Origin of the sequence: Brevundimonas vitisensis (assembly GCF_016656965.1) — a bacterium.
In the GTDB taxonomy this organism is placed as follows: domain Bacteria; phylum Pseudomonadota; class Alphaproteobacteria; order Caulobacterales; family Caulobacteraceae; genus Brevundimonas; species Brevundimonas vitisensis.
The window spans coordinates 2,670,037-2,696,447 of record NZ_CP067977.1 but is presented as its reverse complement, the minus strand read 5'-3'; the positions used below and the strand labels follow the sequence as shown (position 1 = coordinate 2,696,447).

The 26,411-nt window shown below is 67.7% G+C and carries 22 protein-coding genes; 12 read left to right on the top strand and 10 right to left on the bottom strand.

What is annotated here, in order from left to right; translation table 11 throughout:
• Window positions 1–121 precede the first annotated feature (121 nt).
• The 5 genes from JIP62_RS13590 to JIP62_RS13570 all read left to right on the top strand — a co-directional run bounded on the left by JIP62_RS13590 (window position 122) and on the right by JIP62_RS13570 (window position 7,037).
• Complete coding sequence (locus JIP62_RS13590; RefSeq protein ID WP_201102681.1) at window positions 122–1,213, top strand: site-specific DNA-methyltransferase; 1,092 nt, start codon at window positions 122–124, stop codon at window positions 1,211–1,213.
• A gap of 93 nt (window positions 1,214–1,306) precedes the next feature.
• Window positions 1,307–2,059: an ABC transporter ATP-binding protein gene (locus tag JIP62_RS13585; RefSeq protein WP_201102680.1), complete on the top strand. Its 753-nt coding sequence runs from the start codon at window positions 1,307–1,309 to the stop codon at window positions 2,057–2,059.
• On the top strand, window positions 2,056–3,627 hold the full coding sequence (locus tag JIP62_RS13580; RefSeq protein WP_201102679.1) for a putative ABC transporter permease subunit: 1,572 nt from the start codon (window positions 2,056–2,058) through the stop codon (window positions 3,625–3,627). Before JIP62_RS13585 ends, JIP62_RS13580 begins: the two co-directional genes overlap by 4 nt.
• Window positions 3,628–3,705: 78 nt before the next feature.
• Window positions 3,706–4,821: a glycosyltransferase family 4 protein gene (locus JIP62_RS13575; RefSeq protein WP_201102678.1), complete on the top strand. Its 1,116-nt coding sequence runs from the start codon at window positions 3,706–3,708 to the stop codon at window positions 4,819–4,821.
• Window positions 4,822–4,886: 65 nt separating this feature from the next.
• On the top strand, window positions 4,887–7,037 hold the full coding sequence (locus tag JIP62_RS13570; protein ID WP_201102677.1) for an amylo-alpha-1,6-glucosidase: 2,151 nt from the start codon (window positions 4,887–4,889) through the stop codon (window positions 7,035–7,037).
• On the opposite strand, the gene mutY is transcribed toward JIP62_RS13570, so the two are convergent.
• Window positions 7,034–8,056 carry an A/G-specific adenine glycosylase gene (gene mutY / locus JIP62_RS13565; protein ID WP_201102676.1) on the bottom strand — a complete coding sequence of 341 codons (1,023 nt, stop codon included), beginning with the start codon at window positions 8,054–8,056 and terminating at the stop codon, window positions 7,034–7,036. The genes JIP62_RS13570 and mutY overlap by 4 nt on opposite strands.
• A gap of 89 nt (window positions 8,057–8,145) precedes the next feature.
• Between mutY and JIP62_RS13560 the strand changes: the two genes are divergently transcribed.
• The 4 genes from JIP62_RS13560 (at window position 8,146) to smc (ending at window position 13,498) form a co-directional block, all read left to right on the top strand.
• Window positions 8,146–8,694: a DUF721 domain-containing protein gene (locus JIP62_RS13560; protein ID WP_201102675.1), complete on the top strand. Its 549-nt coding sequence runs from the start codon at window positions 8,146–8,148 to the stop codon at window positions 8,692–8,694.
• A 97-nt stretch (window positions 8,695–8,791) separates the two neighbouring features.
• The gene (locus JIP62_RS13555; protein WP_230974768.1) at window positions 8,792–9,436 is read left to right on the top strand and encodes a DsbA family protein; all 645 of its coding nucleotides are present in this window, start codon (window positions 8,792–8,794) and stop codon (window positions 9,434–9,436) included.
• Between the two features lie 8 nt (window positions 9,437–9,444).
• Window positions 9,445–10,050: a thioredoxin domain-containing protein gene (locus JIP62_RS13550; protein ID WP_201102674.1), complete on the top strand. Its 606-nt coding sequence runs from the start codon at window positions 9,445–9,447 to the stop codon at window positions 10,048–10,050.
• A 10-nt stretch (window positions 10,051–10,060) separates the two neighbouring features.
• The gene (gene smc / locus JIP62_RS13545; protein ID WP_201102673.1) at window positions 10,061–13,498 is read left to right on the top strand and encodes a chromosome segregation protein SMC; all 3,438 of its coding nucleotides are present in this window, start codon (window positions 10,061–10,063) and stop codon (window positions 13,496–13,498) included.
• A 34-nt stretch (window positions 13,499–13,532) separates the two neighbouring features.
• Here smc and JIP62_RS13540 read toward each other — a convergent pair whose 3' ends face one another.
• Window positions 13,533–14,387: a WecB/TagA/CpsF family glycosyltransferase gene (locus tag JIP62_RS13540; RefSeq protein ID WP_201102672.1), complete on the bottom strand. Its 855-nt coding sequence runs from the start codon at window positions 14,385–14,387 to the stop codon at window positions 13,533–13,535.
• 51 nt (window positions 14,388–14,438) lie between these two features.
• Here JIP62_RS13540 and JIP62_RS13535 point away from each other — a divergent pair, with 51 nt between their 5' ends.
• On the top strand, window positions 14,439–14,885 hold the full coding sequence (locus tag JIP62_RS13535) for a hypothetical protein (protein WP_230974767.1): 447 nt from the start codon (window positions 14,439–14,441) through the stop codon (window positions 14,883–14,885).
• Here JIP62_RS13535 and JIP62_RS13530 read toward each other — a convergent pair.
• The gene (locus tag JIP62_RS13530) at window positions 14,851–15,972 is read right to left on the bottom strand and encodes a mechanosensitive ion channel family protein (protein WP_201102671.1); all 1,122 of its coding nucleotides are present in this window, start codon (window positions 15,970–15,972) and stop codon (window positions 14,851–14,853) included. The two genes, JIP62_RS13535 and JIP62_RS13530, sit on opposite strands and share 35 nt — an antisense overlap.
• Window positions 15,973–16,084: 112 nt before the next feature.
• Between JIP62_RS13530 and JIP62_RS13525 the strand changes: the two genes are divergently transcribed.
• Window positions 16,085–16,468 carry a hypothetical protein gene (locus JIP62_RS13525; RefSeq protein WP_201102670.1) on the top strand — a complete coding sequence of 128 codons (384 nt, stop codon included), beginning with the start codon at window positions 16,085–16,087 and terminating at the stop codon, window positions 16,466–16,468.
• 78 nt (window positions 16,469–16,546) lie between these two features.
• Window positions 16,547–16,942, top strand: a complete 396-nt coding sequence (locus JIP62_RS13520; protein ID WP_201102669.1) for a hypothetical protein — start codon at window positions 16,547–16,549, stop codon at window positions 16,940–16,942.
• Here JIP62_RS13520 and murG read toward each other — a convergent pair.
• Genes murG through JIP62_RS13485 form a run of 7 tightly spaced genes read right to left on the bottom strand, consistent with a single transcriptional unit; the run spans window position 16,939 to window position 26,367 of the window.
• Window positions 16,939–18,003 carry an undecaprenyldiphospho-muramoylpentapeptide beta-N-acetylglucosaminyltransferase gene (gene murG, locus JIP62_RS13515; RefSeq protein ID WP_201102668.1) on the bottom strand — a complete coding sequence of 355 codons (1,065 nt, stop codon included), beginning with the start codon at window positions 18,001–18,003 and terminating at the stop codon, window positions 16,939–16,941. The genes JIP62_RS13520 and murG overlap by 4 nt on opposite strands.
• 9 nt (window positions 18,004–18,012) lie before the next feature.
• The gene (gene ftsW, locus JIP62_RS13510; RefSeq protein ID WP_201102667.1) at window positions 18,013–19,191 is read right to left on the bottom strand and encodes a putative lipid II flippase FtsW; all 1,179 of its coding nucleotides are present in this window, start codon (window positions 19,189–19,191) and stop codon (window positions 18,013–18,015) included.
• On the bottom strand, window positions 19,188–20,699 hold the full coding sequence (gene murD / locus JIP62_RS13505) for a UDP-N-acetylmuramoyl-L-alanine--D-glutamate ligase (RefSeq protein WP_201102666.1): 1,512 nt from the start codon (window positions 20,697–20,699) through the stop codon (window positions 19,188–19,190). The genes ftsW and murD overlap by 4 nt, the downstream gene beginning before the upstream one ends.
• Window positions 20,700–21,809 (bottom strand): phospho-N-acetylmuramoyl-pentapeptide-transferase, encoded by a 1,110-nt coding sequence (mraY, locus tag JIP62_RS13500; protein ID WP_201102665.1) that lies wholly within the window; start codon window positions 21,807–21,809, stop codon window positions 20,700–20,702. It abuts the gene before it with no gap.
• Window position 21,810: 1 nt separating this feature from the next.
• Complete coding sequence (locus tag JIP62_RS13495) at window positions 21,811–23,241, bottom strand: UDP-N-acetylmuramoyl-tripeptide--D-alanyl-D-alanine ligase (RefSeq protein WP_201102664.1); 1,431 nt, start codon at window positions 23,239–23,241, stop codon at window positions 21,811–21,813.
• Window positions 23,234–24,688 carry a UDP-N-acetylmuramoyl-L-alanyl-D-glutamate--2,6-diaminopimelate ligase gene (locus tag JIP62_RS13490; RefSeq protein ID WP_201102663.1) on the bottom strand — a complete coding sequence of 485 codons (1,455 nt, stop codon included), beginning with the start codon at window positions 24,686–24,688 and terminating at the stop codon, window positions 23,234–23,236. Before JIP62_RS13490 ends, JIP62_RS13495 begins: the two co-directional genes overlap by 8 nt.
• Complete coding sequence (locus JIP62_RS13485) at window positions 24,685–26,367, bottom strand: peptidoglycan D,D-transpeptidase FtsI family protein (RefSeq protein WP_230974916.1); 1,683 nt, start codon at window positions 26,365–26,367, stop codon at window positions 24,685–24,687. The genes JIP62_RS13490 and JIP62_RS13485 overlap by 4 nt, the downstream gene beginning before the upstream one ends.
• Window positions 26,368–26,411: the final 44 nt, after the last annotated feature.

The window sequence follows — 26,411 nt, the reverse complement described above, 5'->3', positions numbered from 1 at the left end:
CCTCGAAGGGGTGGAGGCGCGACTGTGGCAGACCTGAAGGCGGAGACAAGGTTGTCGCTGCTTACTCCGCCTTAACCGTGACGATTCACCATGGCGGTTCAAGCTGTGCAGGGCCGCGTTCGTGACTGATCTGAAGACCTCTCCCCTTGCGACCAATGTCGTCCACCGGGGCGACTGCATCACCGTGCTGAAGGGCCTGCCCGATGCGTCGGTCGACATGGTGTTCGCCGATCCGCCCTATAATCTGCAGCTGGGCGGCGACCTGCTGCGGCCGGACAACAGCGTGGTCGATGCGGTCGACGACGACTGGGACAAGTTCGACAGCTTCGCGGCCTATGACGCCTTTACCCGGGCGTGGCTGACGGAATGCCGCCGCGTGCTGAAGCCCGAGGGCTCACTGTGGGTGATCGGCAGCTATCACAACATTTTCCGCCTTGGTTCGGCCATGCAGGACCTGGGGTTCTGGGTGCTGAACGACATCATCTGGCGCAAGACCAATCCGATGCCGAATTTCAAGGGCACGCGGTTTACCAATGCCCACGAGACGCTGATCTGGGCCGCGCGGTCGCGCGAGCAGAAGCGCTATACCTTCAACTACGATGCCATGAAGGCCTTCAACGAGGATGTGCAGATGCGGTCCGACTGGACCCTGGCACTGTGCACCGGCGAGGAGCGGATCAAGGGCGAGGACGGCAAGAAGGCCCATCCGACCCAGAAGCCCGAGGCCTTGCTGCACCGGGTCATCATGGCCGCGAGCCGCCCCGGGGACGTGATCCTGGACCCCTTCTTCGGCACCGGAACGACGGGGGCCGCCGCCAAACGCCTGGGCCGGCATTACGTCGGCATCGAACGTGACGAGACCTATGCCAAAGTGGCCGAGACGCGGATCGCCGCCGTCATTCCCGCTGCGCCTGAGGACCTGAAGGTCATGGGGTCCAAGCGGGCCGAGGTGAAGGTGCCGTTCGGCGCCCTGGTCGAGGCCGGGCTGCTGGCACCCGGCGACCGGCTGTATTCGCCCAAGGGCGACCGCGAGGCCCGGGTCCGCGCCGACGGCTCGCTGGTGTCGGGAGAGTTCACCGGCTCGATCCACAAGCTGGGCGCGCTGCTGGAAAACGCCCCCGCCTGCAACGGCTGGACCTACTGGCGCTTCAAGACCGACCAGGGCTTCAAATCCATCGACGCCCTGCGCTCGGAAATCCGCGCGACGATGTAGTGGATCGGTCGGGCGACCCCGAACAATTACAGGCACTTCATTTGACCTGACTGCCTGGGGGCGGCACGGTCGGGGGATGCTGGGGGATAGCCTATGACGGACGCCGCGCTGGAGCTTCGGGCTCTGCGGAAGACTTTCACGCGGGTGGCGGTCGATGACCTGGATCTGACGGTCCGGGCGGGCGAACTCTATGCCCTGCTTGGCCCGAACGGTGCGGGCAAGACCACGACCCTTCGGATGACGGCGGGCCTGACCAAGCCGGATTCGGGCACCATCCGGGTGTTCGGGGTCGATGCCCTGGCCGATCCGGTGGCAGCCAAGCGATTGATCGCCTGGCTGCCCGACGAGCCGATGCTGTACGACAAGCTGAACCCGATGGAATATCTGGAGTTCGTGGCCGGGCTGTGGGGCGTCCCCGGCAAGGTGGCGCGGGCGCGGGCGCAGGAACTGCTGGAATGGCTGGCCCTGTGGGAGCATCGCCGCGAGCGGTGCGAGGGCTTTTCGCGCGGCATGAAGCAAAAGGCGGCCCTGGCCGGCGCCCTGATCCATGACCCCAAATTGCTGATGCTGGACGAACCCCTGACCGGGCTGGATGCGGCCATGGCGCGGCAGGTCAAGGACCTGTTGCAGGACCGGGTAAGGGCTGGGGCCACGGTCATCCTGACCACCCACATCCTTGATGTTGCCGAGCGCATGAGTGACCGCATCGGCATCATCCAGCACGGCAAGCTGCTAGCCGAAGGCACGCTGGACGAGCTGCGCACGCGCTCGGGCAAGGCCGGCATGACGCTGGAGGACGTCTTCCTGGACCTGGTGTCCGCGCCCGCCCCGGCCCCGGCCGTATGATGCGGTTGTTTCCGGCGGGCTCGGTGCCCTGGCTTCTGGCGCATGAGATGCGCCTGGGCTGGCGCGGCATGGGATCGCGGCCCCGTGACGGCACAAAGAAGCCCACCGGGTCGATCGGCAAGGTCGTGCTGTGGCTGCTGGCGGCCATCGGCATCGGCGCTGTGGTGCTGGGCGGCGTCAGCCTGGGCTTTCTGGCAGGGCGGTTTCCCCTGCCCCGGACCGAGATGGTCACCCTGATCCTGACCGGCGGCGGGCTGGTGCTGCTGACGCTGCTGCTGTCGCAGACGATCAATATGAGCGTGCAGGCGCTCTACGAGCGGCGGGACCTGGACCTGTTGCTGTCGTCGCCGCTGAGGCCCCGCGTCGTCCTGACGGTGCGGGCCATCGCCATCGCCCTGGTCACCGGCGTCCTCTACATCGGCATCGTCACCCCGTTCATCGTTACGGCGACGCTTCTGGGCCGGCCCGAGTGGCTGGGCCTTTATGGGTTGCTGGCGGGCCTGACGCTGCTGGCGGCAGCGCTGGGGATGGTGCTGACCCTGGCCCTGTTTGCCGCGATCGGACCGCGCAAGACGCGAACGGTGGCGCAGATCCTGGGCGGGCTGGTCGGCGGCGCGGTCTTCCTGGCCAGCCAGGCCTATAATTTTACCCGTGGGGATGATGGCGAAACCACCGCCCTGACCAACGCCTATCAGAACGCTTTGGCCGGTGGAGCCTTTCAGCCCGACGGTCTGCTGGGGTGGCCCCTGCGGGCGGTGACGGGTGATCTTCTTGCGGTCAGCGTGGTGACCCTGGCCGGACTGATCCCGTTTGCCCTCGCCGTCGTAGCACTTGGGCCCTATTTCGCGCGGGCCGCAGCCGGTGCGGCGGGCAATACAGCCAGCCCGAGAAACAAGGCGTTGCGTGGCAGCGACAGCGATTTCGCTGACGGTCTGCACCGGGCCATGGTTCGCAAGGAACTGCGGCTGCTAGCGCGCGATCCCCAACTGATCAGTCAGATTCTGCTGCGGCTGCTGTATCTGCTGCCGCTGGGTTTTGTGCTGTACCGCAACGCCGACAGCCTGGGTGGGATCGCCTTTGGTGCCGGGGCGGTGGTCATCATGGCCGGGCAGTTGGCGGGAAGTTTTTCCTGGATCACCCTGTCGGCTGAAGATGCGCCCGATCTGCTGGCCGCAGCCCCCATCGACCGGACGGCGGCTGACCGGGCCAAGCTGACCGCAGCGCTCATCCCGACCCTGGCCCTGACGGCCCTGGCGCTGGCCGGGATCGCCTGGCTGGCCCCTCTGGCAGCGATCGTGGTGTTTGCGGGCTGCATCGCCTCGGCGGTGTCGTCCGGGCTGATCAATCTGTGGCAACAGGCCCCGGCCAACCGCAAGGCGTTCAATCAGCAGAAGCGCGGCAACTGGTTCGTCGGCCTGGCTGAGTTCCTTGTGCAGACCCTTTGGGCGGCGGCAACAGGGATGGCTGTCGCAGGCTGGACCTGGGGCGGCGCAGCGGCGGTGGTGGCGGTTCTGATCACCCTGATGCTCAGGCGATCGCCCGAGCGTCGGTACGCTGCCGCACAGTAGAAACGGCTCGGGAACAGACGCTCGATTGCGTTGTTACATGGGCGATGCGCGAACCTGTCAGACGCGCCGGAGCCCAACATGAAAATCGCCCAGATCACCCCGTTGTATGAGGCTGTTCCCCCTCGGCTTTATGGCGGGACCGAACGGGTGGTCGCGCACCTGACCGACGCCCTGGTCGATCTGGGTCACGACGTTACTCTGTTCGCCAGTGCCGATGCCCACACCAAGGCCCGGCTGGTGCCCGTGCGCGATCAGGCGATCCGCCTGGATCCCGCGCCGTTCAAGTCGGACCTGGCCGCTCATATGGTGATGCTGTCCCAGGTCCTGGATCGGGCCGAAGAGTTCGACGTCATCCATTTCCACACCGACATGATCCAGTTCCCGATGTTCGAGCGCTGGGCCGACCGGACCCTGACCACCCTGCACGGGCGGCTGGACATGAAGGATATCGGCGGCGTCTATGAGCGCTGGAGCCAGTTCGGACTGGTGTCTATTTCGGATGACCAGCGCCGTCCCCTGCCCTTCGCCAACTGGCGTGCGACCGTACATCACGGAATGCCCGGCGATCTGTACACCTTCTCGCCGCAATCGGACGGCTATTTCGCCTTCCTCGGCCGCATCTCGCCGGAGAAGCGCCCCGACCGGGCCATCGAAATTGCTACAAAGCTGGGTCGCCGCCTGAAGATGGCGGCCAAGGTCGATGCGGCGGACAAGGTCTATTGGGAGACCAAGATCAAGCCGATGATCGAGGGCAACCCCTTGATCGAGTTCATTGGCGAGATCGGCGATCACCAGAAGTCGGCCTTCCTGGGCGGGGCAGAGGCGCTGCTGTTCCCGATCGACTGGCCCGAACCCTTCGGCCTGGTGATGATCGAGGCGATGGCCTGCGGGACGCCGGTGATCGCCTTCCGTTGCGGTTCGACGCCCGAGGTGATCGAGGACGGGGCGACCGGCTTCCTGGTCGATACGCTGGAACAGGCCGTGGCCGCCGCCGATCGCGCCCGTACCCTGGACCGAGAGGCCATCCGTGCCCGTTTCGACCTGCGCTTCTCGGCCACGGCCATGGCGCGGCGCTATGTCGATGTCTATGCGGACATGACGGCCAAACGCCCCTTCGCAGAGGCTCCCCTGGCTGATGTGGTCATGCCGCTTCGGCCCATCGAGGAGCCTCGCAGCTTCGGCATGGTGGGATAAGGCCAAGCTGAGGCGGAAACCGCTGTCGCCATCATGCGTTCGCGTTGCGATGCGAAGGAGCCCCGATGGACGACGCCTATTCCGTACAGACCACCGCCCTGGAAGCCGGAGGAGAGCCTGAGGCTCTCGACCAGCTTCAGGCGCTCAAGGCAGGCGACACCTTTCTGGTCGCCGATGGCTGGGGCGACCTGAGGGGCGGGGCCGATGGCCTGTTTCACAACGACACCCGGGTCCTGTCGCGGTTGATCCTGACGGTCGGCCAGGCACGTCCGTCTCGGTTGAGCTCGGGCGTGTCCCGGGACAATGTGTATTTCACAGCCCACTCCACCAACCGCCCCCTTCCGCCGATCGGAGGCCGGTCGGCCCCAGCAGGCGTGATCCACATCGAGCGCCGCCGCTTTTTGTGGGACGGGCGGCTGTTCGAACGCGTGCGGATGTCCAACCACGGCATCGAGGACGTCCTCCTGCCCCTGGCCTATGAATTCGGGGCCGATTTCGCCGACATCTTTCAGGTGCGTGGCACGCGGCGCGACAAGCGCGGCACCCTGCATGCCCCTACTCACGACGGGCGGCGCGTCACCTTTGCCTATGACGGACTGGATGGCGTCCGGCGGGCCAGCTGCCTGGCCTTTTCCGAACCACCGGCCAGGATAGGGGCCACGCGGGCGGAGTTCATGTTCAGCCTGCCGCAGGGCCGACGGCTGGACCTTTATCTGGAATGCGGCGTCGGGGCCTGCGACGCGCCATCCGGCGAACGCTGGCGGTGCAATGCAGTCGCGGCGCGCCTGGACATGCGGACCAAGCGTCGGCGCGGGGCGTCGGTGCGCGGGCCGCGTAGTCCGCGCTTCAATGCCTGGCTGGATCAGTCGCGGGCCGACGTCGCCCTTCTGACCACGGATCTGCCGACCGGCCCCTATCCCTATGCCGGGACGCCCTGGTTCTCGACCCCATTCGGGCGGGACGGCATCATCACGGCCTGGCAGATGCTGTGGCTGGACCCCAGCCTGGCGCGCGGTGTGCTGACCTATCTGGCGGGGCGTCAGGCCACCGAGGTCTCGGCCTATCGGGATTCCCAGCCCGGCAAGATCATGCATGAGACGCGGGGCGGCGAGATGAGCGCCCTGCACGAAGTCCCGTTCGGCCTGTACTACGGCGGGGTCGATACGACCTGTCTGTTCGTGGCTCTTGCCGGTGCCTATGCGCGCCGGACGGGTGATCTGGACCTGATCCGGCGCCTGTGGCCCAACCTGATCGCGGCCACCGACTGGATGACCCAGTATGGCGACAGCAATGGCGACGGCTTGATCGACTATGCCCGGGCCGCCGAGACGGGCCTGTCGAACCAGGGCTGGAAGGACTCCGAGGATTCCATCTTCCATCGCGACGGCCGGTTCCCGACGGGGCCTGTCGCCCTGCTGGAGGTCCAGGGCTATGCCTTTGCCGCCTGGCAAGCGATGGCCGATCTGGCGATGCTGACCGGCGATGACCGGGCGACCGAATGGGCTGCACGGGCCGAGCGTGTCCGCGTCCTGGTCGAGGACCGGTTCTGGATGGAGGACGAGCAGTTCTATGCCATCGCCCTGGACGGCGAGGGGCAGGCCTGCCGCTCGATCGCGTCCAACGCCGGCCATCTGTTGTTCAGCGGCCTGCCCTCGGCGGCGCGGGCGCAGGCGGTGACACGGCGGATGCTGTCGGCCGAGTTTCGCTCCGGCTGGGGCCTGCGGACCCTGGCAAAGGGTCAGGCCCGCTATAACCCGATGAGCTATCACAACGGCTCGGTCTGGCCGCACGACACGGCCATGGCGGCGGCGGGCATCGCCCGATATGGCGAGCGGGGCCCGGTGGCCATGTTGCTGGGAGAGATTTATTCCGCCGCCTCGCATTTCTCGATGCGTCTGCCCGAGCTGTTCTGTGGCTTTGAGCGCCAGCCGGGGGAACCGCCGATCGCCTATCCGGTCGCCTGCCTGCCCCAGGCCTGGGCGGCGGGGTCGGTGTTTCTGATGCTGCAGGGCGTGCTGGGGGTGAAGATCGACGCCATCGAAGGCACGGTCGATGTCGACACCCCTGCCCTGCCCGAGGGTATCGAGCGGCTGACGGTATCGAACCTGTCGGTCGGCAATGCCGTGCTGGACCTGGCCTTCCAGCGCATCGACCACCACGTCGTCGCCATGCCCCGTAAGCGCGGCGGAACGGTCAGGGTGCGGTCGCTGCGTTAGGCTCCCAACCCCCGCGTCAGCGCCTTGGAAAAGACGGTGGGCAGGGCCTTCAGTGCCTCTTTGGGGGCCATCCAGATGTAGTCGCCCTCCCCTTCCGCGGTTCGCACCGCCAGCGTCAGGGAAAAGTGGGTGAAGACGTGTTCGATGGCCCCGGCCTCGGTCCAGGGGCCGGACAGCGGCGGATTGTCGGTGGGGGCCGTCTCGCTCCAGTCGCTGGTGGGCAGTCCGACCATGCCACCCAGCAGGCCCTTGTCAGGCCGCCGGACCAGGGCGACCTGTCCTGACGCGTTGCGGATCACCCAGGCGATGCCCTGCCGGTGGGGGCGCTGTGCCTTCGAGCTCTTCAGCGGATAGCGGCCGGGATCGCCCTCGGCATAGGCGGCGCAGTCGATCCGGATCGGGCAGGACGGGCACAGCGGTGACTTCGGACGACAGACGGTGGCCCCCAGATCCATCAGCGCCTGGGGCCAGTCGCCAGGACGGTCGTCGGTCACATAGGCAGCGGCCAGACGTTTCAGCTCGGGCCGCGCGGCGGGCAGCGGCGTCTGGACCGCATGCAGCCGGGCCATGACCCGCTCCACATTGCCGTCGACCACATTGGCGGCGCGGCCGAAGGCGATGGCGGCAACGGCGGCCGCCGTATAGGCCCCGACCCCCGGCAGGGCCAGCAGACCCGCCTCCGTATCCGGAAAGACGCCGTCATGATCGCGCGCGACCGCCCGGGCGCAGGCCAGCAGATTGCGGGCGCGGGCGTAGTATCCCAGCCCCGCCCAGGCGGCCATCAGATCGCTGTCCTGCGCATCGGCCAGATCGACGACCGTCGGCCAGCGGGCGGTGAAGGCCTGAAAATAAGGGGTGGCATGGGGCACGGTGGTCTGTTGCAGCATCACCTCGGACAGCCAGACCCGATAGGGGTCCGTCCGCGCCGCGCCGGGGGCGGCTCGCCACGGCAGGGTCCGGCCATGGGCGTCATACCAGGCCAGCAGACGGCGGCGGACGGCGGAGGGGGTGTCGGGCATGGCAGCACTCCTACGACAGTTGCAGGCCGATGCCATCTGCGCCGCCTGTCGCACATTACGCGGGGCCGACAATGGGCTATGGTCCGCTCATGCGCCGCCCCCTGCCGACCGAGGCCGAAGCCCGCGAGATCCTGGCTCGCCGCCGGACACGCCCCGTGCCGCGCCCGACCCCGCGCGCCGGTAAAGCTCTGAGCAGCGTGATCCGCGACCTGGACCAGAAATACGGACGCGGCGTCCAGGCGCTGGAACCGCGCTGGGCCGAGATCGTGGGGGAACAGGACGCCCGCATCACCCGCCCCATCAAGCTGACGCGCGGGCGCGGTGCCTCTGGCGGGGTGCTGGAACTGCGCGTGCCCGGGGCGGCGGCCCTGCTGGTCCAGCACAAGTCGGCGGACATACTGGCGCGGGTGAACCTGTTTCTGGGGACCGGGACGGTCGAACGTCTGCGGATCACCCAGGGCCCCATACGCCCCCTGTCCAGCGTCAGCGTGGCCCGACCAGTGCCCCCGCCCCCCCTGCCCGCCGCCGTCGAGGCCGAACTGAAGGCGTCGCTGGAACAGTCGCCCGAGCCCATCCGCGAGGCCCTGCTGCGCCTGGGACGCGCCGTCCTGGGCGAGGATCGGACGCGGCGGCGTTGACAAAACTTCGCCGCACCTGTTCTCGACAAGGGATGGGCGCGCGTTTCGCGGGGAATCGCGCGATCCTCACTGTTCTCACCGCACAAGGACCTGCCTGATGCGCGACAACCGTTTCCGTTTCGCCTCCATGAGCCGCCGCGCGGCGCTGACCGGAGCGGCCCTGGCCTCCATGGCGGCCTTGGCCGGCTGCGGCGAAAGCGCAGGGGCAGCCGGTGCGGCCCAGGGCGACATGGCCCTGGGGGCCGCCGAGGGTGCCAAGGTCACCGTGGTGGAATATGCCTCGGTCACCTGCGGCCATTGCGCCGCCTGGCAGGAGCAGGTCTGGCCGCAGTTCAAGGCCAAGTATGTCGACACCGGCAAGATCCGCTATGTCTTCCGCGAGTTTCCGACCCCGCCGCAGGACGTGGCCGTGGCCGGCTTCCTGGTCGCCCGCTGCGCCGGCGAGGACAAGTATTTCGACGTCGTCGACGCCATCATGGCCAGCCAGAAGGAATGGGCCGCCGGGGTCCAGCCTGCCGATAGCGTCCGCACCATCGCCACCGGTGCCGGCCTGAGCCAGGCCGAGTTCCAGGCCTGCGTCACCGACACCGAGGCGGTGAAACAGATGGAAGCCCGCATTCAGGCTGCCCAGGGCATGGGCATCACCGGCACCCCGACCTTCATGGTCAATGGACAGCGCGTGACCGACATCACCCTGGACGGCCTGTCCACGGCGATCGACGCCGAACTGGCCAAGAGCTGAGCGACCTCATGACCCGGTTCAAACTGCTGTTTCTGGCCCTGTTGCTGTCGCTGTCGGCCCCGGTCGCGGCCATGGCCCAGATCGCGCCTGAAACGGCCCAGGACCGGGTCGTGGGTTCGGCCTCTGCGCCGCTGACCCTGACGGTCTATCTGTCGACGACTTGCCCGCATTGCGCACGCTGGCATCTGGACGTCTATCCGCTGATCCGGTCGGCCTATGTCGATCGGGGTCTGGTGCGGGTGGTCTATCGCGACCTGCCGACCTCGCCTCAGCGCGTGGCTTCCGCCGGAGCCGTGATCGCGCGCTGCGCTGCCGAAGACCGCTATGAGGACGTGATGGACGGCCTGTTCCGCGATCAGTCGCGCATGCGGGCGCAGGGTGATGTGGACGCCTGGCTGATCGCGGGCGGCACGGCGGGCGGGCTGGATGTGCTGGCCATGAGTGCCTGCCTGGCGGATCCGGCCAACTTTGCCGCGATCGAAGCCGCCGCCACCCAGGCCCTGTATGACGGCGTTCAGGGCACTCCGGCCTTCTTCCTGAATGGTCGCCGTATCGACGCTGACAATATCGAAGCCTTCGACGCTGCTGCCCAGCCCTTGCTGGCGGGGCGCTGATCGCGCGGCGATGCAGTTCCAGCGCCTTCGGCTTGTCGGGTTCAAATCCTTCGTCGACCCGGCCGAGGTGCATATCGAGCCGGGCCTGACCGGCATCGTCGGCCCTAACGGCTGCGGCAAGTCCAATGTCCTGGAATCCATGCGCTGGGTCATGGGCGCCAACTCGGCCAAGGCCATGCGCGGCACGGGCATGGACGACGTCATCTTCGCCGGTGCCGCAGGCCGACCGCCGCGCAATCACGCCGAAGTCCAGCTGACCATCGACAATGCCCAGCGCCGCGCCCCCCAGCCCTTCACCGACAGCGCCATCATCGAGGTGTCGCGCCGGATCGACCGGGGCCAGGGCTCGACCTATCGCATCAACGGTAAGGAAGTCCGGGCGCGGGACGTGCAACTGCTGTTCGCCGATGCGTCGACGGGCGCCAACTCCCCTGCCCTGGTGCGTCAGGGGCAGATCAGCGAACTGATCGCGGCCAAGCCCCAGAACCGGCGCCGCATCCTGGAAGAAGCGGGCGGCGTCGCAGGTCTGCACACCCGGCGCCACGAGGCCGAACTGCGACTGAAGGCGGCCGAGACCAATCTGGAGCGTCTGGACGACATCGGGCGGGAGCTGGAAACCGCCCTGACCCGGCTGAAGCGCGAGGCGCGGCAGGCCGAGAAGTACAAGAAGATTTCGGCCGAGATCCGGGCTCTGCAAGCAGCCCTGCTCTATGTCCGCTGGAACGATGCGCGGCTGGCCGCCGAGGCCGCGACCGAGGAACTGCGTGCCGCCGACCGGGCCGTGGCCGAGGCCACCGCTGCAGCGGCCCGGGCCCAGACCGCCGCCCTGTCGGCGCAGGAGGGGCTGAAGCCCGCGCGTGAGGAAGACGCCGTGGCCGCCGCCCTGCTGCATCGCGCCACCCTGGAGCGGGACCGGCTGGATATGGCCGAACGCCAGGCACGGGCCGAGGTCGAGCGTCTGACGGCCGAACGCCAGCGTATCGCCAACGACACGGAGCGAGAGATCGCGCTCGCTGGCGATGCCGACAGTGAACTGGCCCGGCTGACGGCGGAACGCGAGGCCCTGTCCGCCGAGATCGCCGCCGCGCCGCAGCGGCGGCCTGAGCTGGAACGCGCGCTGGAAGAGGCAGAGGCCGCGCGCCGGGCCGCTGACGCCGAGGTGGAGCGGGTAGCCGGTACGCTGGCGGCGGTCGAAGCCAGGGCCAATGCCGAAACCGCCCGCAAGCGTGACGCCGAGGCGCGCGTCGCCCGTGCCGAAGCCGCCCTGAGCAATGCCCGCCGCGAGCGTGAGGCCCTGGGGCCCCTCGAGACGCCCGATCTGATCGCTGCGCGCGAGGCCCTGGAGACGGCAACCGCCGCCCTGGCCGCTGCCCGTGCCGAGGTCGAGGCGGCCGAGGCGCGCCGCAGCGACCTGGCCCGAGCCGAACAGGAAGCCCGGTCCGAAGCCCGCGCCGCAGAGGACCGCCTGGGCCGTTTGCAGACCGAGGCGCGCGGGCTGGCAGCGCTGCTGGTCTCGACGCGCCGCGACCATCCTCCGGCCCTGGACCGGGTGTCGGCGGCCAAGGGCTATGAGGCCGCGCTGGCAGCGGCCCTGGGCGACGATCTGGATGCCGCGCTGGATCGCCGCGCGGCGGCCCATTGGGGCGGGGCCGACGTGCCGACGCCGACGTGGCCGCAAGGGGTCGAGCCGCTGGCCGAACACGTCAGCGCGCCGCCGGAACTGTCCGCGCGTCTGGCCCTGTGCGCTATCGCCGCTAGAGCCGATGCGCCGCGTCTGGCCCAGGCATTGCCGCCCGGTGCCCGGCTGGTCACGCGCGAGGGCGACCTGTTCCGCTGGGACGGCTTTGTCAGTCGCGCCGAGGCCCCCCGGCCCGCTGCCGTGCGACTGGCCCAGCGCACGCGGCTGTCGGAACTGGAAGCCGATATCGACCTGGGCAAGCCCATGCTGGAAACAGCGCAAGCCAGGCTGAAAGCCGCGACCGAGGCGTTTCGCGTGGCGGAAGAGGCGGTCAAGGCGGCGCGTCTGCTCCCCTTTGCCGCCGACAAGGCCGTGACGGGCGCGCGCGACCGGGTCGAGAGCCTGGCGCGCGATCAGGCCCGCCGCGAAGCCCGCGCCCAGGCCCTGGACGAGACACTCGGCCGGCTGTCCGAAGAGGTGACGGCCGCTCAGGCCGCCCTGACAGAAGCTCTTTCAGTCGAGGCGCCGTCCGAGACTCTGGAAGGGCTGAAGGCCGAACTGGGCACTGCCCGCGCCGCCGCCGACACAGCCCGTGCCACCTCGGCCACCGCCCGCGCCGACCGCGATACCGAGGCGCGGAACCGCGCAGGGCGCGAGGCGCGTCTGGCGGCTCTTACGCGCGAGGCCGAAGGCTGGACCGCTCGCGCCCGGGACAGCGCTGCCCGGATCAAGGCGCTGGAGACCGAGGCTACCAAAACAGGGGCCCTGCTGGCCCAGGCGGCGGATGCGCCGGACGCACTGGCGGCTCAACGCTCCCGGTTGCTGGACACCCTGACGACGGCCGAAACGCGCCGCAAGGCCGCCGCCGATGCCCTGTCGCAGGCCGAAAGCGAGGCAGGCGAGGCGGATCGGGCGTCGCGCGCCGCCGATGCGGACGCGGCATCTGCCCGCGAAGCCCGAGCCGGTCTGGCCGCCCGCGCCGAAGCCACCACCGAACGGTTGGCCGAAGCCGAAGCCAATGTCCGCGAAACCGCCCAGATGTCGCCGCAGGACTTGGGCCAGAAGCTGATCGACGACGCTGTGGCGCGTCCTGCCGATGCGGCGGGGGCGGAAAGCCTGCTGTACGGTTTGGAACGGGAGCGCGAGCTTCTCGGTGCGGTCAATCTGCGCGCCGAGGACGAGGCCGAAGAATACGGCGAGCGGCTGAACACCATGCGGGTCGAGCGCTCGGACCTGACGGGGGCCATCGCCAAGCTGCGTGATGGGATCGACGAGCTGAATGCCGAGGGCCGCGAGCGACTGATCGCCGCCTTCGACATCATCAACGACAACTTCAAGAGCCTGTTCGAGGCCCTGTTCGGGGGCGGCCAGGCCGAACTGAAGCTGGTGGAATCCGATGATCCACTGGAGGCCGGGTTGGAGATCTTCGCCTGTCCGCCCGGCAAGCGTCTGTCGGTCATGAGCCTGATGAGCGGGGGCGAACAGGCGCTGACGGCCGCCGCACTGATCTTTGCGGTCTTCCTGGCCAATCCGGCACCGGTCTGTGTGCTGGACGAGGTCGACGCGCCGCTGGACGATGCCAATGTGGACCGCTTCTGCCGGATGCTGAACGAGATGCGGAACCGCACCGACACCCGCTTCATCGTCATTACCCACAATCCGGTCACCATGAGCCGGATGGATCGCCTGTTCGGTGTCACCATGCCCGAGCGCGGCGTTTCTCAACTGGTCAGTGTGGACCTGAAGCAGGCCGAAACCCTGGTGGCGTAAAGCCGCCATTCTGCCCCCATCGGGGGAGGGATACTCAGCGCCTTGCCAAGGCCGCGCGGATATCGCGCATGGCCGGACCGATCAGGAACCAGGGCTCGATGCAATAGCGGGTGAACAAGCGGCCGGGGTCGGCGACCAGCCGAAACAGCCATTCCAGGCCCAGCTGACCGATCCAGCGCGGTGCAGCGCTTTGCACTCCCGCCTCATAGTCGAAGGCCGCCCCGACGCTGAAGACCACGCAGTCCGGCAGGGATGCATAGACATCCGCGATCCACTTTTCCTGACGCGGCATGCCCATGCCAACAAACAGGATGTGGGGGTCGAAGGCCCGCACGGCATCGACCACCTGGGCATTCTCGGTCGACCCGGGATCGGCATCGAAATAGCCGGAGCGGGTCGCGATCACGGCATGGGGATAGCGGACGGTCAGGTTCTCGGCGGCGGTCGCAGCCACGCCGTCGGCGCCGCCGATGTACATGACCCGCCACCCCCGTCGATTGGCGACGCTCCAGAAATGGTGACGCCAGTCCAGATAGGTGCAGCGATGAAAGGATCGATTGGCCAGGCCCACCAGCCGTCCGAACCAGACCAGCGGCGTGGAATCCAGTTCGACCATGTCGGCCAGATCGTAGAAGCGTTTCAGCGACGGATCGCGGCGCAGCAGATACAGGCTGTGCAGATTGTGATTGGCGACCAGAGCCTTCTGGCCCTCGGCAACCCAGTGTTGGACATGATGCATCACCTCTTCGCAGCGAACGAGGTCGATCGGCTGACCCAGCAGGGTGACGCGCTCGGTCGCGCGGCGCTGCATCCGATAGGGCGTACGCGGCCGGCGGCGCCGGTCGGGCTCGGCGGCGGCAAGATCGAATCCGGCGCGTTCGTGATACATGGCGAACCGATAGCGTGCTGGCGCTGAAGGTCGGGTTTGCAGATGCGGTTAATGAGTCTTGTCCTGTTCGGGCTTGCCCTGTCGGGCTCGGCCCAGGCCCAGGACGCGCACCGGTTCGTCATGACGGGTGTCGGACGGTTCGCAAACTTTGCCGACACGGCCAGCATCGTGGCCACGCCGGAGGGAGGCCGGATCCGGGCCTTTCAGGTGGTGGAGCCCGACTTTCGTGCGGGCGACCGGGCCTATTGGGGTGGATGGTCGTGGTGGGCGTTCGACTGCCAGGCGGGCACGATGGACCGGCTGGACTTCGCTGCCGTGCGCGAGACTGGCGAGGAAGGCCCCGCCACCCCTGACACGGAGCCGGGCCATGTCGCCGCCCAGGGCGGGGATGCCTTCGAACTGCTGGTCGCAGCCTGCAACCCGGACGACTATGACACCGATGCCGTAATGCTGCGCGAGGCGGTCATCCTGGGGCGGTCGAACCTGGCGGCGTATTGATCCGATCCAGCGCGAGGCGGTCCTTGGGAAGAGCCTCGGGGCACTGATCGCGCATGAAGGCCAGCATCTTCTCGCGGATTTCGCATCGCAGGTCGAACGCGGTCGGAGCATTCCGTGCACTGGCCAGACAGCGGACCTGGGCCACCCGGTCGGTGATCTCCGTCACCTGCAGATTGACCACATCGCCGTCCCACAGGGGGCTGTCGCGGCAGATGCGCTCCAACTCGGCCCGCAGCCGGTCGATCGGGGCCTCATAGTCGACATAGAGGAAGGCCGTGCCGATCAGACGCGCCGTCTCTCGGGTCCAGTTCTGGAACGGCTTGGTGATGAAGTAGGTCAGGGGCAGGATCATCCGCCGCCAGTCCCACAACTTGACCACCACATAGGTGGAGGTGATCTCCTCGATCACGCCCCATTCCCCCTCAACGATGACGGCGTCATCCAGACGGATCGGCTGGTCCGTCGCGATCTGGACCCCGGCGATCATATTGGTCAGCAGGGGCTGCAGGGCAAAGCCGGCGATGATCCCCACCACGCCGGCCGAGGCGAGCAGGCTCATGCCCCATTGGCGCACCGCCCCGATGGTCAACAGCGCCAGCCCCAAGGTGACGATCCCGATCAGCAGGGCCGCAATCCGCTGCAGGATGCGAGCCTGCGTCACATGTTTTCGCGCGAGCAGATTGTCTTCGGTCGCCATGTTGAAGCGGCGCAGATAGACCACCGCCCACATGTCGGACGCCCCGATCAGCATCCAGCCCATCACCAGGATGAAGACAAAGACCAGGGCCTGGCGGATCGTCTCGGACGGCCCAGGGTCGAGCGGCGATACGGTCACTGCCAGCGCCAGGGCGACGATCATCACCGCGATCCGGACCTTCAGCCGGGCCCGACCGACGATGCCGCGCCAGAACAGGTCACGCTTTCGCACCAGCCATTTCAGCAGACCAAAGACCACCTGGTTCGCGGCCCAGCCGATCAGAACGAAGGCGGTGACGATGAGCGCTACCACCGCCCATTCCGGCAGCCAGTCGAAAGTCTGCCACAGGCGGAAAATCTCGCGGCTCAGGTCAGTGACGAACTCGGGCATGGCCACAACCTAGGGAGCGGGACGGCCCTGCGCCACTGTCATCTCTGGTCAGGCTGGCATCGTGGGATGGCTCGGCCTAGTGTGTCGAAACACTCGTCTCGGAGCCTGATCCATGTCCCGCCTGCCGCTCGCTGTCGCTGCCTCTGCCCTGATGATCTTGGGCGTCGCCTCGCCGGCGGCCGCCGCGCCCCAGGAGGTCGTCAGCCTGGAAGACCACATCGCCTGCGCGGCCATCTTCTATGCTCAGTCGGCGACCTCGACCGATCAGGAACAGATAGATGCTTTCGAGGCCGCGACGGGCCTGATGCTGAGCCGCGCGGCGCCGCTGGGCGAGCGCCAGGGCTTTACCAGCGATCAGGTCATCGATCGGGCGGCGGCGGAGGCGGACCTGATCCTGACCCGGACCAATGCCGCTCCCGCCGATCAGCGCAACCAGATCATCTGGAACTGGGGTATCGGCATGGACCGCTGCATCACTGCCGCCCTGGGCGAGTAACCGAAAAACGTCAGAAGCCGTCAGAGGGGCGCAAAGCCAACCTAAGCTACGCTGACCCTCCAATCCGATGAGGGCATCATGGCTGTTCGAACTCTGGGTCTGGCGATCGCCGCCACTTTCACGATCGGTGCAGGTCCCGCGCTGGCGCAGGACCCTGCCCCCCTGACGATCGACGACTCTATCCTGTGTGCCGGGCTGTTCTTCGCCCAGTCGAAACTACCCGAAAATGCCAGCTACCCTGAGGGCGTCGAGGTCTATCGCGAGTTTACGGCCACCTTCATGCGGCGGGCCGAGATTCTGTCGGAGCGCCAGGGCCTTCCTACCGACACCATTATCGAACGGATTGCCGAAACTTCGGTCTCCCTGACCGCGATGGTGGACGAAGCCGAGGGGCCCATGGCGCGGATGGACGTCATCAACGGCTGGAGCGCTGCCGAGAAGGAATGCGTCGACGGCGGCCTGCGGCCGGTTTAGCGCGCCGCTGCCTCGACCAGATCGGCCAGACGCTCCGCAGCGTCTGGAATGGCGACCGATCGAGCGGCGGCGGACATGGCGGCCAAACGGCCCGGATCGCCCAGCACCTCGGCCAGGGCGGCCCGCAGCCGATCAACCGTGACATCGTCCTCCAGGATCATCACCGCCGCCCCGGCCTCGACCAGACCCTTGGCATTCAGTCTCTGGTGGTCGTCGGTGGCGATCTTCAGCGGAATCAGGATCGACGGCAGGGCCGCCACGGCCAGTTCGGCGCAGGTCGAGGCACCGGAGCGGCCGACCACCAGATGGGCGGCCGCCAGACGCGCGGCCATGTCGCGGAAGAAGGGAGCGACCTCGGCCTCGATCCCCGCTTCCAGATAGATCTGCCGCGCCGCCTCCAGCGTCTCGGGCCGGGACTGCTGCTGGACGCGCAGGCGGGAACGCAGGGACTGGGGCAAGGCTGCCAGGGCGCGCGGCGTGGTCTCGGACAGAATGCGTGCACCCTGACTGCCGCCCGTGACCAGCACATGGATGGGACCATCGGCTGAGGGGGGAGCGTAGGCCCGGTCCATCAGGCTGCGAATTTCCGCCCTGACCGGACTGCCGACCAGTTTGGCGCGCGTCAGGGCCGCGAACGAACCGGCCACCGTGCCGACGAAGGGAGCCAGGATACGGTTGGTCCGGCCCAGGACGGCATTCTGCTCATGGATCACGGTCGGCCGACCCTGGGTGATGGCCGCGACCAGAGCCGGGGCCGAGGGGTAGCCGCCGAAGCCGACCACGACGTCAGCGCCCCGTGCCGAGAACTCGCGCCGGGCCTGGGCGACGCCCCTGGCGATGGCGATCCCGGCCTTGATCAGGCCCAGAGGACCCGACCCCGTCGCGGCATCCAGCGCCAGCCGATGTTCCGCCAGAAAGGCCTGGGCATACTGCTCGCCGCGGTGATCGCTGGCCAGAACCACATGCCAGCCGCGCGCGATCATGGCTCGGGCCAGAGCCTCGGCCGGGAACATATGCCCACCGGTTCCACCGGCGGCGACGACACAGGTTCTGGTCTTCATGATCGATCCTCAGGGCAGCAGCCGCCCGCCAGGCCAGGCGCCGGCCCCGGGCTCATAGGCCCCAGGCCGCTTGCGCGTCAGGGCCAATGCAAAGCCCATGGTCAAACCCATGGCCAGCATGGACGAGCCGCCATAGCTGATGAAGGGCAATGTCATTCCCTTGGTCGGGATCAGGTTCAGGTTCACTGCCACATTGATGCAGGCCTGAAGTCCGATCAGCATGAACAGGCCCGCCGCCGCCGTCTGGGCGAAACTGTCGCTGAGCTTCATCGCCCGGCTCATGCCGCGCACGACGATGAAGGCATAAAGGCCGATCATCAGCAGAGACAGGATCAGGCCAAACTCCTCGGCACCGACCGAATAGATGAAGTCGGTATGCAGGTCGGGCACATGGCGCTTCATCACGCCCTCGCCCACGCCCCGCCCGACCAGGCCCCCGGCGCGGATGGCCTCGGACGCGCGATCGATCTGATGGCTGTCCTCGGCACCGGGGTTCAGGAAGACGGCGACCCGGTCACGAACATGGCCGAACAGGGCATAGATGGACACGATCCCGGCCACGCCTACCGTGCCGATCACCGCCATCCATTTCAGCGGCACACCCGCCATGAAGAAGACCGCGATGAAGGTGGTGGTGATCAGCAGGGTCTGGCCGATATCCGGCTGGATCACCAGAAGGCCGACCGTCAGGGCGTAGACGCCAAAGGCGATCGACACGCCGGGCACCCCCTGCCCCTTCTGGGCCTCGGCGAACATCCAGGCGGCGAAGACGATCAGGGACGGCTTGGCGAACTCACTGGGCTGAAGGCTGAACGGACCCAGGTTGATCCAGCGTGCCGCCCCCTTCACCTCATCGCCGATGAAGGGCAGCAGGGCCATGACGGCGATGGCCAGCAGCAGGGCCACCACTGCAATGCGTCGCACACCCTTGGGCGACAGCAGCGAGGTCAGCAGCATCAGCCCCACCCCACCGCTGGCCCAGACCAGCATCCGCCAGGAATAGTGGAAGGGGTCGGCGATGGAATCGTCCGCGGTGATGGCCGCTGGGCTCGAGGCGAAGCTGAGCGCCACGCCGATGGCCATCAGGCCCAGGGCCGCGCCGAGCAGGCCACGATCGACGGTCCAGAACCAGGTCGCGATCGGACCCTTGTCATTGCGCGAAAACGTGGGGGCGTAGGAGCTGCTCATACAGGGTCTCCCGGGACGGTGCCGGTGGACTCGGCCTGGGGCGGCTGGGTCCCCAGGGCCAGGACGGCGGCGCGGAACGCTTCGCCCCGGGCCTCGAAATCCGGATACTGGTCGAAACTGGCAGCTGCGGGCGACAGCAGGACGACCTCGTCGCCGCCGGTGGCGGCAGCGGCCTCTGCGGCCTGTTGCACGGCACTGGCCATGTCCCCGCTGATGCGATGCGGCGTCTGGCCGAGGGTCGCCGCAAAGGGTTCGGCCGCCTCGCCGATCAGAAAGGCCTGGGCCACGCGCGGGAATAGGTCCGAAAGGTCGTCGATACCGCCTGCCTTGGCCCGCCCGCCGGCGATCCAGAAGCTGCGGTCATAGCTGGCCAGGGCCTGACGCGCCGCATCGGCATTGGTGGCCTTGGAATCGTTGACGAAGCGCACTCGGCCCAGTGTGCCGACGTGCTCCATGCGGTGGGCCAGACCGGGGAAGGTCATCAGGCCGTCGACGGCCGCATCGTGACCGACGCCCACGGCACGCGCAGCGGCATAGGCGAAGGCGGCGTTCTGGGCGTTGTGACGACCGGGCAACGAGCGGGCACAGCTCAGATCCGCAATGCGCACACTGTCCGCCGACAGCAGGCCCCCCGTCGCATCGACGATGATGAACCGCCCCTGCTCAAACGCTGGAAGGCTATCTGGCCTTTGAGCAGCCAGGTCCTCGACCGGGATGGCGTTGCGGTGCGGCCCGCCTCCGGCGTCCGGCGTCCGTGTCGTGATCGTGGAGACCCGCAACTTCCGGGCATTCAGATCGGACACGACCTGCCAGCCCCAGTCGTCATCCACGCCGATCAAAGCCACGCGACTGGGCGTCATGCGCTGAAACAGCCGTCGCTTCGCCGCGACATAGCCGTCCATCCCACCGTGGCGGTCCAGATGATCAGGACTGACATTGGTCAGGATCGCCACGTCCGGCGCAAAGGTCGTCGTCAGGTCCAGCTGATAGCTGGACACCTCGATCACATAGACGGCTTCGGGGGTCGGAGCCGGAAGGGCCAGCACGCCGATGCCGATGTTGCCGCCGACATGGACGGTCATCCCTGCCCGGTTCAGCACCCAGCCGATCAGGGCGGTGGTGGTCGATTTGCCATTGGTGCCGGTGATGGCGACGACTTGGGGCCGCTGGTCTTCCGGCAAGGCTGCGATGGCACGGGCGAACAGTTCGATATCGCCGATGATCTCGATCCCGGCCGCCGTCGCCTTGTCCACGGTCCAGTGGGGCTTGGGGTGGGTCAGGGGCGCACCGGGCGACAGGACCAGGGCCGCGAACCCGGACCAGTCGGCGCCGGTCAGGTCCTCGATCACAAACCCCTCGGCCTGGGCCTGCATCCGGCCAGAGACGCTGTCGTCCCACAGGATGGGCACGGCTCCGCCGGCCTTCAGCGCGCGCGCCGCCGTCAGTCCCGACCGGCCCAGGCCAAAGACCGCGACGCGCTGCCCCTCAAAGCCCGGAACAGGGATCATCTATCGCAGCTTCAGCGTGGCCAGGCCCAGCAGCGCCAGCATGGCCGAGACGATCCAGAACCGGATCACCACCGTCGATTCCGGCCAGCCCATCTTCTCGAAATGATGGTGGATCGGGGCCATCAGGAAGACGCGCTTACCCGTCGCCTTGAAATAGGCGACCTGGATCATGACCGAGGCGGCCTCCAGCACGAACAGGCCGCCGACGATGCCCAGCACCAGCTCATGTTTGGTGGTCACCGCGACCGCACCCAGCGCTCCGCCGAGAGCCAGGGAGCCGGTGTCGCCCATGAAGATCTTGGCCGGAGGCGCATTGTACCAGAGGAAGCCCGTTCCCCCGCCGATGATGGCGGCCAGGAAGATGGCCAGCTCGCCCGAGCCCGGGACGTGGTGGATCTGCAGGTAGTCGGAGAAGACGAAATTGCCTGCCAGATAGGCGATCACCCCGAATGCCGCCGCCGCCATCATGACCGGCACGATGGCCAGACCATCCAGGCCGTCGGTCAGGTTCACGGCATTGGAGAAGCCCACGATCGTGAAGGCGGCGAACACGACGTAAAACCAGCCGATGTTCAGCAGCACGGCCTTGAAGAAGGGGAAGGCGATCGACGTCTCCAGACCCGGCGAGGTCGGCGACTGGGTCATCCACAGGACGGTCAGGACCCCGGCGATCACGGCCACCACGGTCTGGGCCACCAGCTTCTGGCGCGAGGACAGGCCGGCGGAGGTCTGTTTCGTCACCTTGGCATAGTCGTCGACGAAGCCCAGAACGGCAAAGGCCGCCGTCACCAGGCTGACGATCCAGATATAGGGATTGGTCAGGTCGCCCCACAGCAGGACCGCCACCGCGATCCCGGCCAGGATCATCAGCCCGCCCATGGTGGGGGTCCCGGCCTTGGACAGATGGCTGACGGGGCCGTCCTCGCGGATCGGCTGACCCTTGCCCTGACGCGACCGCATCCAGGCGATGAAGCGGCTGCCCATAGCCACCGCCACGATCATGGCCGTGGCCATCGCGAGAGCCACACGCACCGTCTGGTACTGGACCAGGTTCAGCAGGGGGTAATCCTGCGCCACGTCGGCGTAATAGAGATACAGCAGATAAAACATGTCAGACGCTCTCCATCGCGTCGGTTTCCAGGCGGCGTTCCAGGTCGGCCAAGGCCGCAGCGACCAGGGAGGCCTTTGATCCGTTCGAGCCCTTGACCATGACCACGTCGCCCGAACGGACCAGGTCCGGCGCGATGGCGGCCAGTTCGGCAGCGGTTTCGCGCCATTCGCCGCGCCGTTCGACAGGGAGGGCGTCGTGCAGGGCACGCATCTGGGGCCCGGCGGTGTGGACCACATCGATGGCGGCGGCGTCGATCCCCTCGGCCAGCCCTTCGTGCAGGGCGCGCGAATGATCGCCCAGTTCCAGCATGTCGCTCAGGACCACGACCCGCCGCGCGCCGGTGGCCACGGGACGCGCCCCAAGGCTCATGAACCCGGCCTTCATCGACAGCGGATTGGCGTTGTAGCTCTCGTCGATCAGGGTGAAGGCCCCGCCGTGGATGCGAACGGTCTTTTCCTGTCCCCGTCCGGCCAGGGGCTGGAACTCGGCCAGGGCTGCCAGGGCAATCTCGATCGGCACGTCCAGAGCATCCAGCATCAGGATGACGGCCAGACTGTTCAGACCCCAGTGAAAGCCCGACTGTTTCAGATCGAACAGATGGGTCCGGCCAAAGACCTCGGCCTTGACCCGCGCGCCGTCGGGGCCGGGGACAAAGTCGATCAGACGGGCCTCGTGCTCGGGGGCTGAGCCGAAGCTGACCACCCTCGCACCCGCCCGCAGGGCATGGGCCCGTAAGACCTCGGTCCAGGCATTGTCGCCATTGATGACCGCCACGCCGCCGGGGCCCAGGCCGTCGAAGATGTCGGCCTTTTCCCTCGCCACACCCGCCTCGCCATCGGCAAAGGCCTCGATATGGACAGGACCAACGGTAGTGACGCAGGCGGCGTGCGGCTGGACCATGCGTGACAGAGGCCCGATCTCGCCGGGGGCGTTCATGCCGATCTCGAAGACGGCCCGCTGAACCCCTATCGGCATGCGTGCCAGGGTCAGGGGCACACCGATATGATTGTTGTAGCTCTTGACCGAGGCATGGGCCGGGCCCGCCAGATCCAGCCCCGCCTTGATCGCCTGGGTTACGCTGGTCTTGCCGACAGAGCCGGTGACGGCCCCCCGGCGGATGTGCGGTGCCCGATCCCGCGCTGCTGCGCCCAGCGCCTCTAGGGCTTTCAGAGTATCGGGCACGACGATGCAGGGGCCGCCGTCGATCGGTCGCTCGACCAGGGCTCCGACCGCGCCGGCGGCGAACGCAGAGGCCACGAACTCATGCCCGTCGCGGGCGCCCTTGAGAGCCACGAACAGATCACCGGGCGCGGTCTCGCGGCTGTTGAACACGACCCCGGTCGCGTCAAAGGCTCCGCCCTCGATCCGGCCGCCGGTGGCCAGGGCAATATCAGTGGCTGTCCACAGGGCGGTGGGGACGGAATCAAGCATGGACGGCGAGGGCCTCGGTCGCTTCGGTGGCATCGTCGAAAGGATGAGTCGTCCCTCCCACGATCTGCCCCTGTTCATGCCCTTTTCCGGCGATCACCACCACATCGCCGTCACGCATCATCGACACGGCGTGCCGAATGGCCTTGCGCCGATCGCCGATCTCGACCGCATCCGGACAGCCCGCGCGGACGGCGCGCCGAATGGCGGCAGGGTCTTCGGAGCGAGGATTGTCATCGGTGACAATGGCGACGTCGGCCAGTCGCCCGGCGATCTCGCCCATCAAGGGCCGTTTGCCGGTATCCCGATCACCCCCCGCGCCGAATACCACGATCAGCCGCCCGGTCGCATGGGGCCGCAGAGCCTTCAGCACCGTCTCCAGGCCATCGGGCGTGTGGGCATAGTCGACATAGACCTCGCCACGACCCGGTCCCGGAATGCGCTGCATCCGCCCCTGCGCCCCCTTGATCGAAGCCAGGGCGGCCAGGACACGCTCGGGGTCCTCACCCGCCGCAATGCACAGGCCCGCTGCGACCAGGGCATTGGATGCCTGGAAGGCGCCGGCCAGGGGTAGCAGCACCCCATGGGTCGTGCCGCGCACGTCGACGCTCAGGCGCTGGCCCTCGGGCGTTGCGCGCCGTGCGACCAGGCTCAGGTCGCGGCCCCGCTCGCCCACGCTCATGATGCCCAGGCCGGACATCAGGCTGACAGCCGCGAAACTGGAGAAATCCTCGGAATCGGCATTCAGCACCGCCGTCCGCCCGCGCGGCAGCAGGGTCTCAAACAGCCGCAGCTTGGCCGCACGATAGGCGGCCATGTCGCCATGATAGTCGAGGTGATCCTGGCTGAGGTTGGTAAAGGCCGCCGCCTTCAATGTGACCCCGTCCAGGCGGCGCTGGTCGATACCGTGTGACGAGGCTTCCAGCGCCAGATGGGTCACACCCTGGGCTGCCAGCTCGGCCAGCATCCGCGCAGCGTCGGCCGGGTCGGGGCTGGTCAGACCCGGACCTGTCAGATTGGCCGTCTCCTGACCGCGCTGTGCGGTGACACCCAAGGTGCCCATGCTGGCGGCCTTGATCCCCAGCTGCGCCCATATCTGGCGGCAGAAGGCCGCCACGGACGTCTTGCCGTTGGTTCCGGTCACGGCGACGCAGGTCCGGGGCTGGGCTCCATAGAAGCCTCGCGCCGCCAGGGCATAGGCGCGCCGGATGTCGCCGGCCGTTACCATCAGGGGGGCGGTTCCCTGCGGCGTATCGTTGGGGGCCAGGACGGCCGCCGCGCCCCGAGCAAGGGCCTGCGGGATAAAGGCCCGACCATCCGCCACCGTGCCCGGCAGAGCCACGAACAGCGTGCCGGGCACAACCTTGCGACTGTCGGCGGTCACACCGGTGATGACGGGATCTGCGGGTACGTCGCGGTTCAAAAGTTCTGACAGACGCAGGGGGCTCATGGGGCCACCTCGTCGTCCGGTTGAGGAATGCGCCTGCCGTCGGCGGTGGACCAGCGGTCGGCACGGCGCTCGACCCCCAGGAAGGGCGCGATGCGATCCGCGATACGCCCCACGGCCGGTGCGGCCACGAAGCCGCCCGTGCGGGGATACGAGGACGGCTCGTCGATCAGGATCAGGATCGCATAACGTTTGGCGTTCAGCGGGCCGTCGGTGGGGAAGACGGCCGCAAAGGTGCCGACCGCATGCATCGGATCGTATCGTCCCTCGAACCACTTGTTGGCCGAGCCGGTCTTGCCGCCCAAGCGCAAGCCGGGGGCGACGGCCCGACCGCCCGAGCCCGCCGGTCGCACAACATTGCGTCGCATCAGGTCCAGCACGGTCAGGGACGTCTCCTCGGAGACGACCTGGCGCACCTGCGGCTGACGCGCCCCACCCTTGCGCAGGCTCAGCGGCAGGAACCGTCCCCCATTGGTCAGGGCCCCCATGGCGGCGACCATCTGGGCGGGCGTAATCGAAATGCCGTAACCGAAGGACAGAGAAGCCAAGGTTGAATCGGACCATTCGCGGGGCCGGATCGGGTGAGCGGATTCCTTGAGCTCGATCTGGGCCGCATCAAGGAAGCCCAGGCGACGGAAATAGTCCTCCATCACCACCGGTCCCATCTCGATCGCCAGCCGCGAAGTGCCGATGTTGGATGAGTGCAGATAGACGTCTTCCAGCGTCATGACCCGGTTCTGGGCGTGGAAGTCGTCGATCCGCCGATTGCCGATCATCAGGGTCTGCGACGCATCAAACAGGGTGTTCATGTCCGCCCGGCCGGTATCCAGACCCGCCGCGATGGTGATGCTCTTGAAGACCGAGCCCATTTCATAGTGGCCGGAAACAGCCAGGTTCTTGGACTGATCGAACGGCCAGCTGGCCATGCCCAGAACCTCGCCGGTCTGGACATCGGTGATGATGCCCACCGCCGCCTTGGCCCCGGTTTCAGCCGCTGCTGCCGCCAGTTCGGTTTCCAGCACCCCCTGAACCCGCAGGTCGATGGACAGGGCAAACGGCTCGCCGGTCGCACCGCCCGCCCGGATTTCGCTGTCGAATGCCAGTTCGGAACCGGAGATGCCGACCCCACCGGTATCGGCGCGGCCAATCACGTGAGACGTCGCATCCCCCAGCGGATAGGAGCGACGGTTTTCAGGCTCGAACGTCACGCCACCCAGGGCCAGGTTATGCACCGCCTCGCGCTGCGCCGGGGTCAGGCCGTTCATGACCACCAGGCGGCGCTTTCCAGCCAGCACCCGATCCAGGCGCTCGACCGGCACCTCGGGCAGAGCCCTGCGGATCTGACGGCGGGCCAGGTCCAGGTCCCAGACCTCGCGCGGGTCGATGTACAGCCCATAGTGCGTGATGTTGGTGGCCAGTATCTGTCCGTTGCGGTCGACCAGGTCGGCGCGGGTCAACTGACCCACTGACGAGCCAGGCGCCCCACCAGCCGGAACGAACAGGGCGGCGCGTCCGGCGAACACCGCCAGGACGGAAAAGACGACGCAGAACACCGTCATGATGAAGAAGATGCGGACGCGGGTGTCCTCTTCCGGGCGGGCCTCGGCCCTCGCCCGCTCGAACGCATGTTCGATACGCAGGATGCCTTCGGTCAGCCACCGCCAGGACGGCAGCAGGCGCAGCGCGCCGCTGACGCGGGGAGCCGGGCGATAGGTGCGCGGTGACG